We start from the raw sequence: 16,477 nt of genomic DNA on the forward strand, positions 1-16,477 counted from the left end.
TCATCGTGTGCCTGCGGAGCGCGACGGCGTCCCGGGGGCGAGTGCCGGCCCGCACCCGCCCGCTCCGAGGGCGGGCTCCATCCGGGACGATCCCACACCGGGCGGCCGGGGACGGCTGGCGAACCTGTGGCGGCTGCGCACCTACCTGCGTCCGTACGCCGCCGAGTTCGGGTGGCTCCTGGTCGCGGCCCTCGCGGCGACCGGGGCGAGTCTCGCCGTACCTTTGCTGGTGCAGCGGGTGGTGGACGGGCCGGTGGCCCGCCGCGAACCGGGCGGGCTGCTCGGCCTCGGTGCCCTGGTCCTGCTGCTCGGGCTGGTCGAGGCGCTCCTGATCTTCGTCCGCCGGTGGATGCAGGCCGCCTCCTCGGTCGGGATGGAGGCCACGCTGCGTGCCGACCTCTACGCCCACCTCCTGCGCCTGCCGACGAGCTTCCACGACCGGTGGCGCTCCGGTCAGCTCCTCTCCCGGGCCACCAGCGACCTGTCGGTGCTACGCCGGTTCCTCTCCTTCGGGCTGTTCTTCCTGATCCTCAACCTGGTCACCTACGTGGCGGTGGTGGTCCTGCTGATCCGGCTGCACCCCGCGCTGGGGCTGCTGGTGGCGGCCAGCGCGGTGCCGCTGTTCCTGATCAGTCGCCGGTTCGCCAGGCACTACCACGCGGCGTCCCGTCGGATGCAGGACCAGCAGGGCGACGTGGCCACCCTGGTCGAGGAGACCGCCCTCGGACTGCACACCATGAAGGCGTACGGGCGGGGGCCGCAGCTGTCGAGACGGTTCGCCGACGGTGCCAGGGCGCTGCACGACACCGGCGTCGACAAGGCCCGGCTGTTGGCCCGTACCTCAGCCCTGTTCGACCTGGTGCCCAACCTGACCCTGGCCACCGTGCTGGTCACCGGGGTGGCCCTGGTCGCCCGGGACCGGCTCACCGTCGGCCAGCTGGTCGCCTTCGTCACCCTGCAACTGATGCTGATCTGGCCGGTCCAGTCACTCGGGTGGATCATCGCCAACGGGCAGGAGGCGGCGACCGCCGCCGACCGGATCCAGGAGGTCCTGGACACCCGACCGGCGATCACCGACCGCCCCCGCGCGATCCGGCGGACCCGGGCCGAGGTCGCCGGTCGACTGGTCTTCGAGGAGGTCACCTTCGGCTACCCGGGAGCCCCCGCCCCGGTGCTGCGCGGGGTGGACCTGACGGTGGAACCCGGCGAGACCCTCGCCCTGGTGGGGGCGACCGGGTGCGGCAAGAGCACACTGCTCTCCCTGGTGCCGAGGTTGCAGGAGGTGACCGGCGGGCGGATCACCCTGGACGGCCACGACCTGCGGGACCTGCGCCTGGCCTGCCTGCGCCGACTGGTCGGGGTGGCCTTCGAGGAGCCGACCCTGTTCTCCATGTCGGTACGGGAGAACCTCACCCTGGGGCGGCCGGACGCCGACGAGGAGACGATCCGGGGTGCCCTCGCCCTGGCCCGGGCGGAGTTCGCGTACGACCTGCCGTGGGGCCTGGCCACCCGGGTCGGCGAGCAGGGGTTGACGCTGTCCGGCGGGCAACGGCAGCGACTGGCCCTGGCCCGGGCGGTCCTCGGTCGACCGTCGCTGCTGGTCCTCGACGATCCGCTCTCCGCCCTCGACGTGCACACCGAGGCGCAGGTCGAGGCGGCCCTACGGCGGGTGCTGCGGGACACCAGCGCACTGTTGGTGGTGCACCGCCCGTCGACGATCGCCCTGGCCGACCGGGTGGCCCTGCTGGAGCGGGGGCGGATCACCGCCGTCGGCACCCACTCGGAGCTGCTCGCCACGGTGCCCGCGTACCGGACGCTGCTCACCGCCGACCCGACCCCGGTGCGGGAGCCGGTGGACCCACAGCCACCGGCCGGGACGCAGCCGGTCGGACGGGGTCTGGTGGCGTCGTGACCGCCGCCGTCCCGCGACGGGACAGCGGCCGGGAGGAAGCGGCGACGGCGGACCGGTGGCGGGGGGTCGCCGTCGGGCCGGACGCCGAACGCAGCACCGCCGAGGACACCTCCCCGCAGGCCGTGGCCCGGCTGAGGAGCCGCAGCCGGGTCCTGCTCCGCGACCTGCTGCGTCCACACCGGTCCCGGCTCGGGTTGGCTGTGGCCCTGCTGCTGGCCCAGAACGGTGCCGCGATGGCCGGGCCGTACCTGGTGATGCTCGGCATCGACCGGGCGGTGGGGCCGCTGCGGGCCGGTGACGTGGCCCCGCTGGTGGCGGTGGCCACCGCCTTCGTCGTCGCCGCCGCCGTCGAGTACGCGGCCCGCCGCAGTTTCCTCACCCTCTCCAGCCGGATCGGCCAGGCCATCCTGCTCGACCTGCGCCGACGGGTGTACGGGCACTTCCTGCGCCTCTCCGTGGCGTTCCACGAGCGGTACACGTCGGGGCGGATGGTCTCCCGACTGACCAGCGACCTCGACTCGATCGCCGAACTCGTTGACGGGGGCATCGACAGCCTGGTCCTGGCCGGGCTCTCCGTCGTCTCGATCGCCGGGATCCTGCTCTGGCTGGACCTGCCGCTGGCGGCGGTGACGCTGCTCGCCTTCCCGCCGCTGATCTGGCTGTCGCGGTGGTTCGCCCGTTCGTCGGCCTCCGCATACCGCCGGACCCGGGAGGCGGTGGCCCTGGTCATCGTGCACTTCGTGGAGTCGTTGCGGGGCATCCGGGCGGTGCAGGCGTACCGCCGGGAGCGGCGCAACGAGGAGATCTTCGCTGTCGTCAACGACGACTACCGGGTGTCGAGCCGACAGGCGTTCCGGCTGATCGCCACGTACTCGCCGGGCATCAAGGTGATCGGCAACGTCACCGTCGCCGTGGTGCTCTGCTACGGCGGCCTACGGGTGCTGGACGGGCAGACCGGTGTCGGGGTCCTCGCCGCGTTCCTGCTCTACCTGCGCCGGTTCTTCGACCCGATGCAGGAGCTGAGCCAGTTCTACAACTCGTTGCAGTCGGCCACGGCGGCCCTGGAGAAGCTGGCCGGGGTCCTCGACGAACGCCCCTCGGTCCCCGAACCGGCCCGACCGGTGCCGCTGCCGACCGGCCCGGGACGCGGCACCGTGACGTTCCGGTCGGTGGGCTTCGGGTACCGCACCGACGCGCCGATCCTGACGGGGCTGGATCTCACGGTGCCCGCCGGGCAGACGGTCGCCCTGGTCGGCCCGACCGGGGCGGGCAAGTCGACACTGGCCAAGCTGCTGGCCCGGTTCCACGACCCGACCACCGGGTCGGTCCACCTCGACGGGGTGGACCTGCGCGACCTGGCCGACGCCGACCTCCGGGCCGCCGTGGTCCTGGTCACCCAGGAGAACCACCTCTTCACCGGCACCGTGGCGGAGAACATCCGGTTCGGCCGCCCGGACGCCGACGACGCGGCGGTCCGGCACGCCGCCCGGACCATCGGCGCCCACGACTTCATCGCCGCCCTCCCCGACGGGTACGACACCGAGGTGCACCGGCGCGGCGGACGGCTCTCCGCCGGTCAGCGGCAGCTCGTCGCCTTCGCCCGGGCCTTCCTGGCCGACCCGGCGGTGCTGATCCTGGACGAGGCGACCTCGTCGCTCGACGTACCCACCGAACGGACCGTCCAGCACGCCCTCGGCACCATCCTGGCCGACCGGACCGCCCTGGTGATCGCCCATCGGCTCTCCACTGTCGAGACGGCCGACCGGGTGCTGGTCCTCGACGACGGTCTGATCGTCGAGGACGGCCCACCCGGTCGGCTGGTCACCACCGGCGGTCGCTACGCCGACCTGCACCGGCAGTGGCGCGACTCGCTGCGCTGAACCCCGTCAGCTGGTCTCGCCGGCCACCCCGAAGGAGCGGAGCCGGTCGATCGCCAGGACTGTGAAGCCGACGCTGACCAGCGCTGTCATCACCGCCGCCACCGGCACCGAGACGGTGGTGGAGAGCAGGGCGGTGGGGGCGATCCGGTCGGCCAACGCGATCACCCACTGCTGGATGGAGAGCACCCGGGTGCCGGTGACCACGTTGCCGAGCAGACCCTCCCAGATCAGCACGTAGACCAGGCCGAGCAGGACCGGACGTCGGGTGACCAGGCTCAGCGCCAGGAACAGCGCCGAGTACGCCAGCGCCCCGAGCGCCGCCGCGACGGCCAGTCCCAGGCCGAGACGGACCGAGTGGGCGAGCACCCCCGCGACGTAGAGCGGCACCGCGACGGTGACAGCGGTGACCCCGGCGGCCACCGCGAGCTTCGGCAGCACGATCTGCCACCGGGGCAGGGGCTTGGTGAGGATGTGCACGACGGTGCCGTCGTCGATCTCGGCACCCAGCACGCCGGTGCCGACGATCAGCGCGACCACCGGCAGGACCACTGCCAGTCCCAGGCCGACGAGGACCGCCGGCCCCCACTGCCCGGGGTCCACCTTGAGCACCCGGGCGGTCACGGCGAGCACCACCACCAGCAACGGAAGCGGCAGGAGCAGCAGGAACCGACGTCGGCCGAACAGCCCCCGCGCGGTGATCCAGGAAACTGTCGACACGTCAGGCCTCCACCAGGTAGGAGAACACGCTCTCCAGGGATTCGTCCTCGGGCACCAGGGCCGTCACCCGGATCCCCCGGCCCAACGCCACCTTGGGCAACGCCCGGGTGAACGAGCCGTAGTCCCCGGCCCGGACGGTCAGCCCGGTCCGGTCCAGTTCCACCCCGGTCACCGACGACTCGGCCATCAGGGCGACCGCCAGGGCCCGGTCGTCGGTGGAGCGGATCACGAACACGTGCGGCCTGTTGGTCATCAGCCGCCGGATGGTCCGGAAGTCACCGGAGGCGGCGAGCCGACCGGCCACCATCACCTGGACCGTCCCGGAGATCTGCTCGACCTCCTCCAGGATGTGCGAACTGAACAGGATCGTCCGGCCCGCGTCACCGAGGGAGTGCAGCAGGTTCATCATGTGCAGCCGCTGCCGCGGGTCCATCCCGTTGAACGGCTCGTCGAGCAGCAGCACCTGCGGGTCGTGGACCAGCGCGGCGGCCACCCGGGTGCGCTGCCGCATGCCCTTGGAGTACGTCCCGATCCGCCGGTCCTGGGCGGGCTCCATCTCGACCAGGCCGATCGCCCGACGGGCGGCGGCAGCCGGGTCGGTCAGCCCGTGCAGTTTCGCACTGGCCAGCACGAACTCGTACGCGGTGAGGTAGCTGTGCACCGCCTCCCGCTCGGTGACCAGCCCGAGTCGCCGGTACACCTCGGGGTTGCGCCAGATCCGCTCGCCGCCGAGGGTCACGGTGCCCCGGGACGGGGCCAGGAACCCGGCCATCATGTGCAGCAGGGTGGTCTTGCCCGCCCCGTTCGGGCCGAGCAGTCCGGTCACCCCCGGACCGAGGGCCATCGTGACGTCGTTGACGGCGACCACGTTGCCGTACCACCTGGAGACCCCGGCGAGGTCCAGCGCGCTCGTCGCGGGGGCCGGCCCGGTGGCGGCCCCGGTCGCGTCCACCTGGTCGGTCACGCTCATCGGGTGGCCACCTTCCGGTATCGCAGCAGCAGCAACAGCACGGCGGTGGCCACCAGGGCGACGGTGGCCGCCGCGTAGAGCGGCCCGAACCCGCCGATCGGCGGCCCGCCCGCCCCCTCGGGAACCAGGAGGTCACCCAGGGCCCACGCGCCGGTCCCACCGACCAGGGTCGACGGGGAGGCGATCAGGGCCAGCTCGTTGACCGTCCGGGACGGCACGATCATGAGGAACCCGACGATCGGGGTGGTCATCAGGAAGACCGCCACGATCCCACCGGCGGCGAAGGCCCGCTTCCCGGTGAGCGAGGCGACCAGCAGCCCGATCGAGGCGAACACCACGGCCCAGAGCCCGGCGTAGAGCAGCCCCGGGACCAGGTCCGAGAACTCGTTCCAGACCCCGCGTACCCCGTCGTCGACAGTGAACGCCGCGCCGAGGAACATCACCAGCTGAGGGCCGCCGAGCAGCAGCCAGAGCGCCGTCACCAGAGCCGCCAGCTTGGCCAACGCGTAGTCCCCCCGGGGCAGGGGCCGGGAGAAGTACAGCGGCAGGACCCCGCTGTGCAGGTCCCGGGAGACCAGCTCCGGCGCGGCCACCGCGACGAAGAAGATCACCAGCCAACTCATCGAGTCGGCGAACTGGGCGTAGGTCATCACCACCTGACCCAGCTGGGTACGCACCGCTGTCAACCCGGCCGCGGTGATGGCCACCACGCCCACCACCAGCCAGGGGAAGATCTTGGCCTTGGCGCTGCGCCCCAGGCCGAACGAGGTACGCAGACCGTGCAGGTACAGCGCACCGAAGACGTGTCGGCGACCCAACCGGGGACCGGTGTAGCGCTGATAGCCGATGTCGTGGATGACGCCGGTCGGCTCAGACATTGCTCGGCTCCCTCGGGGCGAACAGCTCGGCCACCCGGTGCCGCCGCTGGTCCAGCCGGTGCAACGGCAGGTCCAGCTCGGCGACCGCGCCGAGGATCAGGTCGTACGTGCCGTCGTCGGCGAGCGGAACGAGCAGCATCCGCCCGTCCCGGGTCACCGGCAGGTCCAGGGCGGCGAGTCGACCGGCCAGCTGCTCGGTCCCCTCGCTCACCTCCACGGCGAGGACGTCGGTGGCGGTGGTCATGGCGGTGATCCGGTCGGCCCGCAACAGCCGCCCACCGTCGATGGCGACGAGGGTGTCGCAGATCCGCTCCACCTCGCCGAGCAGGTGCGAGCAGACCACCACCGAGATGCCGAACTCGGTGCCGATCCGGTGGATCAGGGCGAGCATGGCGTCCCGACCGGCCGGGTCGAGGCCGTTGGTCGGCTCGTCGAGCAGCAGCAGGTCCGGGTCGTGCACCAGGGCCTGGGCCAGCTTCACCCGCTGCTTCATCCCGGTGGAGTAGCCCCCGACGGCCCGGTGTCGCTCCTCGTGCAGCCCGACGTGGCGCAGCGCCTCGGAGGCCCGCTCCCGGGCGACGGTGCGCGGCAGCCCGCTGATCCGACCCAGGTGGGTGACCAGTTCGGCGGCGGAGAGGTCCGGGGGGAGTGCGTCGTGCTCGGGCATGTACCCCACCCGTGCCCGCACGGCGGCGGGATCGGTGGTCGGGTCGAGGCCGAGCACCCGGACCCGCCCGCTTGTCGGTTCGAGCAGGCCGAGCAGGATCTTGATGAGGGTCGACTTGCCGGCGCCGTTGGCACCGACCAGACCGATGACCCCCGGCTCGACCGCGACGGTCAGGTCGGCCAGTGCGGTGACCCTGCCCCCGTACGTCTTGGTCAGCGACTCGGTCGCGATGAGTGTCACGTGGCCCAGCGTAGGGAATCGACGCCCACCCGGGTATCAGGAAACGGCTCCGGGGATCCCCTGAGATCCGTTCCCCCGTGTCCTCCGGGCGATCCCCCGTGACCTTCGCCGCGTACACCTGCCCCCACCAGGGCACCCTTCCCGAGCCGGGTCCGCTGCGCCCGCACGGGGGAGTGGCGCTCTCGACCGATCGGCGGACGACTGAGAAACTGTGGGCCGGCCAGGGAGTGGAGGTTGCGGATGAGCAACGGGTGGGTGCTGCCCGACGAGGTTCTTCGGGACGCGCCGGCATACACGCCGCGCCCCACGGAACTGGCCGATCTGGAGTTGCTGCTGACCGGGGCGTACGCGCCGCTGACCGGGTTCATGACCCGGGCCGACCTGGTCTCGATCAGCCGTCGGGGGCGACTCGCCGACGACACTCCGTGGCCGGTCCCGGTGGCCCTCCAGATCCCGACCTCGCTCGCCCAGACGCTGGAGGTCACCGACCCCGCCCGGCGGGTGCTGGTGCTCACCGACGCGGAGGGCGCCCCGGTGGCGGCGCTCGACGTGGCCGACGTCTGGCCGGTACGCGAGGGCACCGCCGGTGCCGGTGGGCGGGTCCAGCGGCTCGGCGACGGTGGACACGGCCCGTTCCAACGGCTGCGCCGCGACCCGGCAGAGGTACGCGAGCTGATGCCCCAGGGCCGGGTCCTCGGGGTGATCGCCGACCGGCCGCTGCACCGGCCCCAGCTCGCCCAGATCGCGCACGCGGCCCGGACCCTCGGGTCGCACCTGCTCGTCATGATCCCGATCAACGAGCAGCCCGGCGGGCTCCCCCCGGAGTTCCTGGTGCGCAGCGTCTTCGCCGCCCGGGACCGGATGCCGACGGCCACGATCATCACGGTGCCGTTGGCCCGCCGCCGGGACGAGATCAGCGACGCCCTCCTGCGGGCCCGGGTCGCCGCCGCGTACGGCGTCACCCACCTGCTCTCCACCGGCGAGTCGCTCTCCGGTGCCGGGCTGCGGGTGCTGGTGCCCCGGGAACTGGCCTACGACAACCGGGACGGGCAGTGGCGGTGGCGCGACGACATCCCGCCCCGCAACCGTCGGCTGGCGCTGAGCCAGCAGGAGATCGACGACCTGCTCGACAGGGGCTTCCCGCTCCCCGAGTGGCACACTCCCCCGGCGGTGGCCAAGGAGCTGGTCCGGGCCCGTCCGCCCCGACGTCACCGGGGGCTGGTGGTCTTCTTCACCGGGCTCTCCGGCTCCGGGAAGTCCACCGTCGCCCGGGGGCTGGCAGACGTGCTGCGGGAGCAGGGCGACCGGACCGTGACACTGCTCGACGGGGACGTGGTCCGTCGGGAACTCTCCGCCGGGTTGACCTTCAGCAAGGCCGACCGGGATCTCAACGTCCGCCGGATCGGCTGGGTGGCCGCCGAGATCGGCCGACACCGGGGGGTGGCGATCTGCTGTCCGATCGCCCCGTACGCACAGGCACGCGCGACCGCCCGGGAGATGGCGGCGACCGCCGGGGCCGGGTTCCTGCTGATCCACGTGGCCACCCCGCTCGAAGTCTGCGAGCAGCGTGACCGCAAGGGTCTGTACGCCCGCGCCCGAGCCGGTCTGATCACCGGGATGACCGGCATCGACGACCCGTACGAAGAGCCCGCCGACGCCGAACTGGTCCTGGACACCTCCAAGGGCACCGTCGAGAAGGCGGTCGACGCGGTGATGCACCTGTTGACCGAGACCGGCTGGGTGGAACCACGACTGCAACCGGCCTGAACGGGGCCGGGACCGCGACCGGGCTGGACTGACCATCGTGCTTCCGCTGGGGAGCCGTGCCGGGGAGGGAACGGCGCCGTGAGGCGTACCAGGATCACGTTGGCCGACGGCCGCGACCTGTTCTACTTCGACGAGCGCGACGACGTGCTCCACGACCATCCGGACCGGCGGGAACTGCCACCACCGCCGCCCGCCTCGCAACTGCGGTACGACCCGCTGACCGACGAGTGGGTGGCTGTCGCCGTCCACCGGCAGAGCCGCATCTTCCTGCCCTCCGCCGACGAGTGTCCGCTCTGCCCGTCGACGGCCGACAGGTCGAGCGAGATCCCGGCCCCGGCGTACGACGTCGCGGTCTTCGAGAACCGGTTCCCCGCACTGAGCGCACGCGTCGCCGACGACCCCGGGGAGATCACACCGTTCACGCCGGTCCAGCCGGGGCAGGGCCGCTGCGAGGTGGTCTGCTTCACCGACGAGCACACCACATCCTTCGCCGACCTGCCGCCGACCCGGGTCCGCACCGTGCTGGACGCCCTCGCCGACCGCACCGCCGCCCTCGGCGAGCTGCCCGGCGTGGAGCAGGTGTTCTGCTTCGAGAACCGGGGCGTGGAGATCGGGGTCACCCTGCACCACCCGCACGGGCAGATCTACGCGTACCCCTTCGTGACCCCTCGGACCCGGGCCATGCTGGCCGCCGCCCGTCGGCACGCCGAGCGGACCGGAGGACGGAACCTCTACGCCGACGTGTTCGCCGCGGAACGCGCCGCCGGGGATCGGGTGGTCGCCGCCAACGACCACTGGACCGCGTACGTCCCGGCCGCCGCACGCTGGCCGTTCGAGGTCCACCTCGCGCCGCACCGCCCGGTGCCGGACCTGCCCGCCCTCACCGACGTCGAACGGGACGCCTTCGGCCCCCTCTACCTGGACCTGTTGGGCCGCTTCGACAGGCTCTTCGACATGCCCATGCCCTACATCTCGGCCTGGCACCAGGCCCCGGTCCGACTCGACCGGGAACTGGCCCACCTGCACCTGCACCTGTTCAGCACCCGGCGGGCGGTGGACAAACTCAAGTACCTGGCCGGGTCGGAGTCGGCGATGGGAGTCTTCATCAACGACGTCGCCCCGGAGCACGCCGCCGACCTGCTCCGCACCGCCTGACCGCCCGGTGCCGCCTGACCGCCCGGTGCCGCCTGCCGGCCCGCGCCCATCCGGCCGCCCGCGTCGCCTGACCGCTCTGGTTCGCAGGGGAAACGGGGCGCGGGGGGCCCGGGACAGGGCCCCCCGCAGGGAAGGGACGGTCGGCTGTGCACGACAGCCGGGAAGGCTGGCTGGTCGGCACTCACGTCCGCGAGGCGACCGTGTCAACCCCCTTGGACACGACTGGCACCGCGTCCACCTCTTGCAACGAGCCACGTTCCCACCGGTGACGCCGCGCCCCCACCGCCCGGGCGGCGTCCGGTCGGAGCCCGGTCGGAGCCCGGTCGGAGCCCAGGTGGCGTCCGGTCGGGCGGTCGGCACGACGGAGCCCGCCGGGCCACGGAGGGCCGGCGGGCTCGGTCGGTACGACTCGGAGAATCAGGCCGAGAGCTTGCGGGCCAGGTTCTCGTCCAGGGTGTTCATGAACTCGTCGGTGGTCTGCCACGGGGCGTCCCGCGAGATGAGCAGCGCCAGGTCCTTGGTCATCTGGCCGCTCTCGACGGTGTCGACGATGACCTGCTCCAGGGTGTTGGCGAACTCGGTGACCGCCGGGGTGCCGTCCAGCTTGCCCCGGTGGGCCAGGCCCCGGGTCCAGGCGTAGATCGAGGCGATCGGGTTGGTCGAGGTCTTCTCGCCCTTCTGGTACTGCCGGTAGTGCCGGGTGACGGTGCCGTGGGCGGCCTCCGCCTCGACGGTCCGGCCGTCCGGGGAGAGCAGAACCGAGGTCATCAGGCCGAGCGACCCGAAGCCCTGCGCGACGGTGTCGGACTGCACGTCACCGTCGTAGTTCTTGCAGGCCCAGACGTAGCCACCCTCCCACTTGAGCGCGGCGGCGACCATGTCGTCGATCAGCCGGTGCTCGTAGGTGATCCCGGCGGCGTCGAACTCGCTCTTGAACTCGGCCTCGAAGACCTCGGCGAAGATGTCCTTGAACCGGCCGTCGTACGCCTTGAGGATGGTGTTCTTGGTCGACAGGTAGACCGGGTAGCCGCGGTCCAGGCCGTACCGGAACGAGGCCCGGGCGAAGTCCCGGATCGACTCGTCGTAGTTGTACATCCCCATCGCGATGCCGCCGCCGGGGAAGTTGGCGACCTCCAGCTCGACCGGCTTGGAGCCGTCGGCCGGGGTGTAGGTGATGGTGACCGTGCCCGGGCCGGGAACGACGAAGTCGCTGGCCTTGTACTGGTCGCCGTGGGCGTGCCGGCCGATGATGATCGGCTTGGTCCAGCCCGGCACCAGCCGGGGGACGTTGGACATGATGATCGGCTCGCGGAAGACGACGCCGCCGAGGATGTTACGGATCGTGCCGTTCGGCGACCGCCACATCTTCTTCAGGCCGAACTCCTCGACCCGGGCCTCGTCCGGGGTGATGGTGGCGCACTTGACGCCGACGCCGTGCTCCTTGATGGCGTTGGCGGCGTCCACGGTGACCTGGTCGTCGGTCTCGTCACGGTGCTGGATCGAAAGGTCGTAGTAGTGCAGGTCGACGTCGAGGTAGGGCAGGATCAGCTGCTCCCGGATCTGCTTCCAGATGATCCGGGTCATCTCGTCGCCGTCGAGCTCTACGACCGGGTTGTTTACCTTGATCTTCGCCATCGGCCGGCGCTCCTCTCAGGGGACACATGCTCAAGCAGTACGAGCGTACTGGAAAGTGCCCCGCACCCCCCACCCACCCTCACCACCCCTTCCTCGCACCCCCTTCCCCGCCTCGGTGATCAAGGGATTTGCGTCACGGGATCGAGTTCTTCTGACGCAAATCCCTTGATCACCGGGGTGGGCGGGGACGACCGGGGGGCGGTGGGGACGACCGGGGGGCGGTGGGGTGGGGTGGGGTGGGGGAATGCGGCGGGGGCGGGGCGGCGGTTGCCGGCCCGCCCCCGGCGGTCGACTCAGGTCACATGTTGGCGACGTCGGACTGCTTGGCGCGGACCGCCTCGGCGGCCTCCTTCAGACCGGCCAGCTCGTCGGCGTCCAGGTCGGTCTCGACGACCCGCTTGACGCCCTCGGCCCCGATCGCCGCCTCGACACCCAGGTAGACCCCGGAGATGCCGTACTCGCCGTCGACCCAGGCGCAGACCGGCATGACCTCGCCGGAGTCCTCGGCGACAGCCTTGGCCATCCGGGCGGCGGCGGCCGACGGGGCGTAGTAGGCCGACCCGGTCTTGAGCAGCGCCACCACCTCGGCGCCACCGTTGCGGGTCTTGACGACCAGTTCCTCGATCTGCTCGGCGGGCATCGCGTCGCGCAGCGGCTTGCCGTTCACGGTGCTCTGCGACGGCACCGGAACCATGGTGTCACCGTGCGAGCCGAGGGTGAGGGTCTTCACCGACTTCACCGGTACGCTCAGCGCCTCGGCGACGAAGTTGGTGAACCGGGCGGTGTCCAGCATCCCGGCCTGGCCCAGGACCCGGTTGCGGGGGAACTGGGTGGCGAGCTGGGCCAGCGCCGTCATCTCGTCGAGCGGGTTGGAGACCACGATCACCACGGCGTTCGGGGCGTACTTGGCCACGTTCTCGGAGACCTGACGGACGATCTTGGCGTTGGTCGCCAGCAGGTCCATCCGGCTCATCCCCGGCTTACGCGGCAGGCCGGCGGTGATCACCACGACGTCGGAGCCCTCGATGGCCTCGTACCCCTCGCCGTTGGGGCCGGTGGTCGCGCCGACGAGCTTGGTCTCGAAGCCCTCGATCGCCCGCGACTGGTTCAGGTCCAGTGCGAGACCGGCGGGCTTGCCCTCCACGATGTCGGTGATGACGACGGTGTCGAAGACGTCGTACTCGGCCAGGCGCTGCGCGGTGGTGGAGCCGTAGAAGCCGGCCCCGACGACAGTGACCTTCTTACCCATGGACGTCCCACTCCCTGATGCCAGTCGGTTTTCCGGACCGTATCAGTCATCCTGGCATCGGGCAGGCCAGGGGCGGACGGATATGACCTGCTCCGCCCCCGGCAGGAACAGGACTAGCCCTCGGCCCGCTCCACCACGTTGGTGAGCAGCATCGCCCTGGTCATCGGGCCGACACCGCCGGGCATCGGGGCCAACGCCCCGGCGACCTCGGCGACCTCCGGGTCCACGTCGCCGGTGTAGCGACCCTTGCCGTCCGGGCCGATCACCCGGGTGATCCCGACGTCGACCACCGCCGCCCCCGGTCGGATCAGGTCCGCGGTGAGCAGACCCGGAACCCCGGCGGCGACGATGACGATGTCCGCCTCCCGGGTGTGCGAGCCGAGGTCGAGGGTGCCGGTGTGGCAGAGGGTGACCGTGGCGTTCTCGCTGCGCCGGGTCAGCAGGAGCCCGAGCGGGCGCCCGACGGTGTTGCCCCGGCCGACCACCGCCACCTTCGCGCCGCGCAGCGGTACGTCGTAGCGGCGGAGCAGCTCGACGATCCCGCGCGGGGTGCACGGCAGCGGGGCGTCGTACCCGAGGACCAGCCGACCCAGATTGATCGGGTGCAGCCCGTCGGCGTCCTTGTCCGGGTCGATCAGCTCCAGCACCCGCTGGGTGTCCAGGTGACCGGGAAGCGGCAACTGGACGATGTACCCGTGGCAGGCCGGATCGGCGTTCAGCTCGGCCAGGACCGCCTCGACCTGCTCCTGGGTGGCGTCGGCGGGCAGCTCCCGACGGATCGAGGCGATGCCCACCTCGGCGCAGTCACGGTGCTTGCCGTTGACGTACGCCTGGGAACCGGGATCGACGCCGACCAGGACCGTACCCAGTCCGGGGGTGATGCCGCGCTCCGCCAGTGCCTTGACCCGCGCCCGCAGCTCGTCCTTGATCTGCGCTGCGGTCGCCTTGCCGTCCAGTACCGTCGCCGTCACGCCTCAGATCGTCTCACGCCCGACGGGCGGCACGCCGTCGGCCCGGGGACCCGACCGACCGGCGTCGACCCACGCCGACCCGGGGTCCTGTCTCGGCCCCGGGTCCGCGTCGTCGTCAGTGGAAGAAGTGCCGGGTTCCGGTGAGGTACATGGTCACCCCGGCCTCCTTGCAGGCCGCGATGGTCTCGGCGTCCCGGACCGAACCGCCGGGCTGCACGATCGCCTTCACCCCGGCGTCGATGAGGATCTGCGGACCGTCGGCGAACGGGAAGAACGCGTCCGAGGCCGCCACCGCCCCCCGGGCCCGGTCCTCACCGGCCCGGCTGACCGCCAACCGTGCCGAGTCGACCCGGTTGACCTGGCCCATGCCGACGCCGACGGAGGCACCGTCCTTGGCCAGGAGGATCCCGTTGCTCTTCACCGCACGCACCGCCCGCCAGGCCAGGACGAGATCCCTGAGGGTGTCGGGGTCGGCCGCCTCACCGGTGGCGAGCTGCCAGGTGGTCGGGTCGTCCCCCTCGGCGTCGATCGCGTCGCGCATCTGCACCAGGACCCCGCCGGTGACCGGCCGCCACTCCGCGGGCTGCGGGTCGAACGCCGGGGCGCGCAGCAGCCTGATGTGCTTCTTGCCCTGGAGGACCTCCACCGCCCCGTCGTCGTACCCGGGGGCCACCACGACCTCGGTGAAGATCTCGGCGACCTGCCGGGCCAACTCGACGCTGACCGGACGGTTGACAGCGATGACCCCGCCGAAGGCCGAGGTCGGGTCACAGGCGTGCGCCCGGCGGTGCGCCTCGGCGACGTCCGCCCCGACGGCGATGCCGCACGGGTTGGCGTGCTTGATGATCGCCACCGCCGGCTGGTCCGGGAAGTCGTTGGCGGCCCGCCAGGCGGCATCCGCGTCGACGTAGTTGTTGTAGGACATCTCCTTGCCGTGCAGCTGCTCGGCCTGGGCCAGCCCGGGAGGGCCGTCCGGGTCGGCGTACACGGCGGCTCCCTGGTGGGGGTTCTCGCCGTACCGCAGGACCGCCTGGCGGCGCAGGGCCAGACCGACGAAGTTCGGCCAACCGTCCTGCGGCAGGTCCAGGGACCCGGCGAACCAGTCGGCGACCGCCACGTCGTACTCGGCGATGTCGGCGAACGCCCGCGCGGCCAGCGCCCGGCGCTGGGCGAACGTGAAGCCACCGTCGGCGAGGGCGGCCAGGACCGTCGGGTACGCGGCCGGGTCGGTCACCACCGCCACCGAGGCGTGGTTCTTCGCGGCGGCCCGGACCATCGCCGGTCCCCCGATGTCGATCTGCTCCACGCACTCGTCGGGGCTCGCGCCGGAGGCGACAGTCGCCTGGAACGGGTAGAGGTTGGAGACCAGCAGGTCGATCCCGACGATGTCGTGCTCGTCGAGCTGGGTGACGTGGCTGGACTTCCGCAGGTCGGCCAGGAGCCCGCCGTGGATCTTCGGGTGCAGGGTCTTCACCCGCCCGTCGAGGATCTCCGGGGAACCGGTCACCGTCTCCACGGCGGTCACCGGAACGCCAGCCGCCGCGATCGTGCCCGCCGTGCTGCCGGTCGAGACGATCTCCACACCGGCCTCGTGCAGGGCCTTGGCCAGGTCGGCCAGGCCGGTCTTGTCATAGACGCTGACCAGCGCCCGCCGAATCGGGCGGCGCTGGTCCGCAGTGGCACTCACGGTACGGTGACCTTTCTTCCGGTGATCGTCCAACCTTGCCGGACCAGCCGCCCGACCTGCTCGACGAGCTGGCGCCGTTCGGCTTCCTTGATCCGCTCGGTGAGCGTCTCCTCGTCGTCGTCGGTCAGCACCGGCACCGCGACCTGCGCGACGATCGGACCGGTGTCCATCCCGGCGTCGACGAAGAACAGGGTGGCCCCCGTGACCTTGACCCCGTAGGCGAGGGCGTCACGCGGGCCGTGGATACCGGGGAACGCCGGCAGGAGCGTGTTGTGCGTGTTCAGGTACCTGTCGCCGAACGCGGCCAGGAACCTCGGACCGACGAGCTTCAGGAAGCCCGCCGAGATGACCAGGTCCGGTCGGTGCTCGGCGACCCGGGCGGTGAGCGCCTCGTCCCAGTCCTCGCGGGTCGGGTGGTCCTTGAGCCGCTCGACGAAGGTCGGCACCCCGGCCGCCTCCGCCCGGTCCAGACCGGCGATCCCGTCGCGGTCGGCCCCCACGGCCACCACCCGGGCGCCGTACGCCGGGTCGGCGCCCGCGTCGAGCAGGGACTGGAGGTTGCTCCCGGAGCCGGAGACCAGGACGACGAGACGGGCGGCGGACGCGGGGTCGGTCACGCGGTCACCATATCGGGCGGCCGACGTGACCCGACCGGTGGGCGAGGACAAGCCCCCGCCAGGCTCTCCCTCCCGCCACGGACGGAGTCTGACCTGATGGGACAGGTCAGGTTCGTCACCGCGCAATGTCGC

Annotated in this window: 13 protein-coding genes; 4 read left to right on the plus strand and 9 right to left on the minus strand. The window is 72.0% G+C overall.

Going from position 1 to position 16,477, the window contains the following annotated elements; all coding sequences use genetic code 11:
• Nucleotides 1–7 precede the first annotated feature (7 nt).
• Nucleotides 8–1,912, plus strand: coding sequence for an ABC transporter ATP-binding protein (locus tag WHN02_RS00985; protein WP_434741648.1), 1,905 nt, complete (start codon nt 8–10; stop codon nt 1,910–1,912).
• Nucleotides 1,909–3,792, plus strand: coding sequence for an ABC transporter ATP-binding protein (locus WHN02_RS00990; RefSeq protein WP_434741649.1), 1,884 nt, complete (start codon nt 1,909–1,911; stop codon nt 3,790–3,792). Before WHN02_RS00985 ends, WHN02_RS00990 begins: the two co-directional genes overlap by 4 nt.
• Before the next feature lie 6 nt (nt 3,793–3,798).
• On the opposite strand, the gene WHN02_RS00995 is transcribed toward WHN02_RS00990, so the two are convergent.
• Genes WHN02_RS00995 through WHN02_RS01010 form a run of 4 tightly spaced genes read right to left on the minus strand, consistent with a single transcriptional unit; the run spans nt 3,799 to nt 7,264 of the window.
• The gene (locus WHN02_RS00995; protein WP_350898366.1) at nt 3,799–4,509 is read right to left on the minus strand and encodes an ABC transporter permease subunit; all 711 of its coding nucleotides are present in this window, start codon (nt 4,507–4,509) and stop codon (nt 3,799–3,801) included.
• 1 nt (nt 4,510) lies between these two features.
• Nucleotides 4,511–5,479 (minus strand): ABC transporter ATP-binding protein, encoded by a 969-nt coding sequence (locus WHN02_RS01000; protein ID WP_434741650.1) that lies wholly within the window; start codon nt 5,477–5,479, stop codon nt 4,511–4,513.
• The gene (locus tag WHN02_RS01005; protein WP_434741651.1) at nt 5,476–6,357 is read right to left on the minus strand and encodes an ABC transporter permease; all 882 of its coding nucleotides are present in this window, start codon (nt 6,355–6,357) and stop codon (nt 5,476–5,478) included. The genes WHN02_RS01000 and WHN02_RS01005 overlap by 4 nt, the downstream gene beginning before the upstream one ends.
• Nucleotides 6,350–7,264 (minus strand): ABC transporter ATP-binding protein, encoded by a 915-nt coding sequence (locus WHN02_RS01010; RefSeq protein WP_434741652.1) that lies wholly within the window; start codon nt 7,262–7,264, stop codon nt 6,350–6,352. The genes WHN02_RS01005 and WHN02_RS01010 overlap by 8 nt, the downstream gene beginning before the upstream one ends.
• A 240-nt stretch (nt 7,265–7,504) precedes the next feature.
• Between WHN02_RS01010 and cysC the strand changes: the two genes are divergently transcribed.
• Together cysC and galT are read left to right on the plus strand one after the other, a co-directional pair.
• Nucleotides 7,505–9,031 carry an adenylyl-sulfate kinase gene (gene cysC, locus WHN02_RS01015; protein ID WP_434741653.1) on the plus strand — a complete coding sequence of 509 codons (1,527 nt, stop codon included), beginning with the start codon at nt 7,505–7,507 and terminating at the stop codon, nt 9,029–9,031.
• Nucleotides 9,032–9,109: 78 nt separating this feature from the next.
• On the plus strand, nt 9,110–10,186 hold the full coding sequence (gene galT, locus WHN02_RS01020) for a galactose-1-phosphate uridylyltransferase (protein ID WP_434741654.1): 1,077 nt from the start codon (nt 9,110–9,112) through the stop codon (nt 10,184–10,186).
• Nucleotides 10,187–10,603: 417 nt separating this feature from the next.
• Here the strand turns inward: galT and WHN02_RS01025 are convergent, their stop codons facing one another.
• The 5 genes from WHN02_RS01025 to purN form a co-directional block, all read right to left on the minus strand.
• Nucleotides 10,604–11,821 (minus strand): NADP-dependent isocitrate dehydrogenase, encoded by a 1,218-nt coding sequence (locus WHN02_RS01025; RefSeq protein WP_350898360.1) that lies wholly within the window; start codon nt 11,819–11,821, stop codon nt 10,604–10,606.
• 298 nt (nt 11,822–12,119) lie between these two features.
• The gene (locus WHN02_RS01030; protein ID WP_434741655.1) at nt 12,120–13,070 is read right to left on the minus strand and encodes a malate dehydrogenase; all 951 of its coding nucleotides are present in this window, start codon (nt 13,068–13,070) and stop codon (nt 12,120–12,122) included.
• Between the two features lie 113 nt (nt 13,071–13,183).
• Nucleotides 13,184–14,041, minus strand: a complete 858-nt coding sequence (locus WHN02_RS01035) for a bifunctional methylenetetrahydrofolate dehydrogenase/methenyltetrahydrofolate cyclohydrolase (RefSeq protein WP_350898358.1) — start codon at nt 14,039–14,041, stop codon at nt 13,184–13,186.
• A gap of 115 nt (nt 14,042–14,156) precedes the next feature.
• Entirely contained in the window at nt 14,157–15,728 is a 1,572-nt protein-coding gene (gene purH, locus WHN02_RS01040; RefSeq protein ID WP_434741656.1) for a bifunctional phosphoribosylaminoimidazolecarboxamide formyltransferase/IMP cyclohydrolase, read from the minus strand.
• On the minus strand, nt 15,725–16,345 hold the full coding sequence (gene purN, locus WHN02_RS01045; protein WP_434741657.1) for a phosphoribosylglycinamide formyltransferase: 621 nt from the start codon (nt 16,343–16,345) through the stop codon (nt 15,725–15,727). The genes purH and purN overlap by 4 nt, the downstream gene beginning before the upstream one ends.
• Nucleotides 16,346–16,477 lie beyond the last annotated feature (132 nt).

Source organism: Micromonospora sp. SH-82 (assembly GCF_051132485.1).
Taxonomy (GTDB): domain Bacteria; phylum Actinomycetota; class Actinomycetes; order Mycobacteriales; family Micromonosporaceae; genus Micromonospora.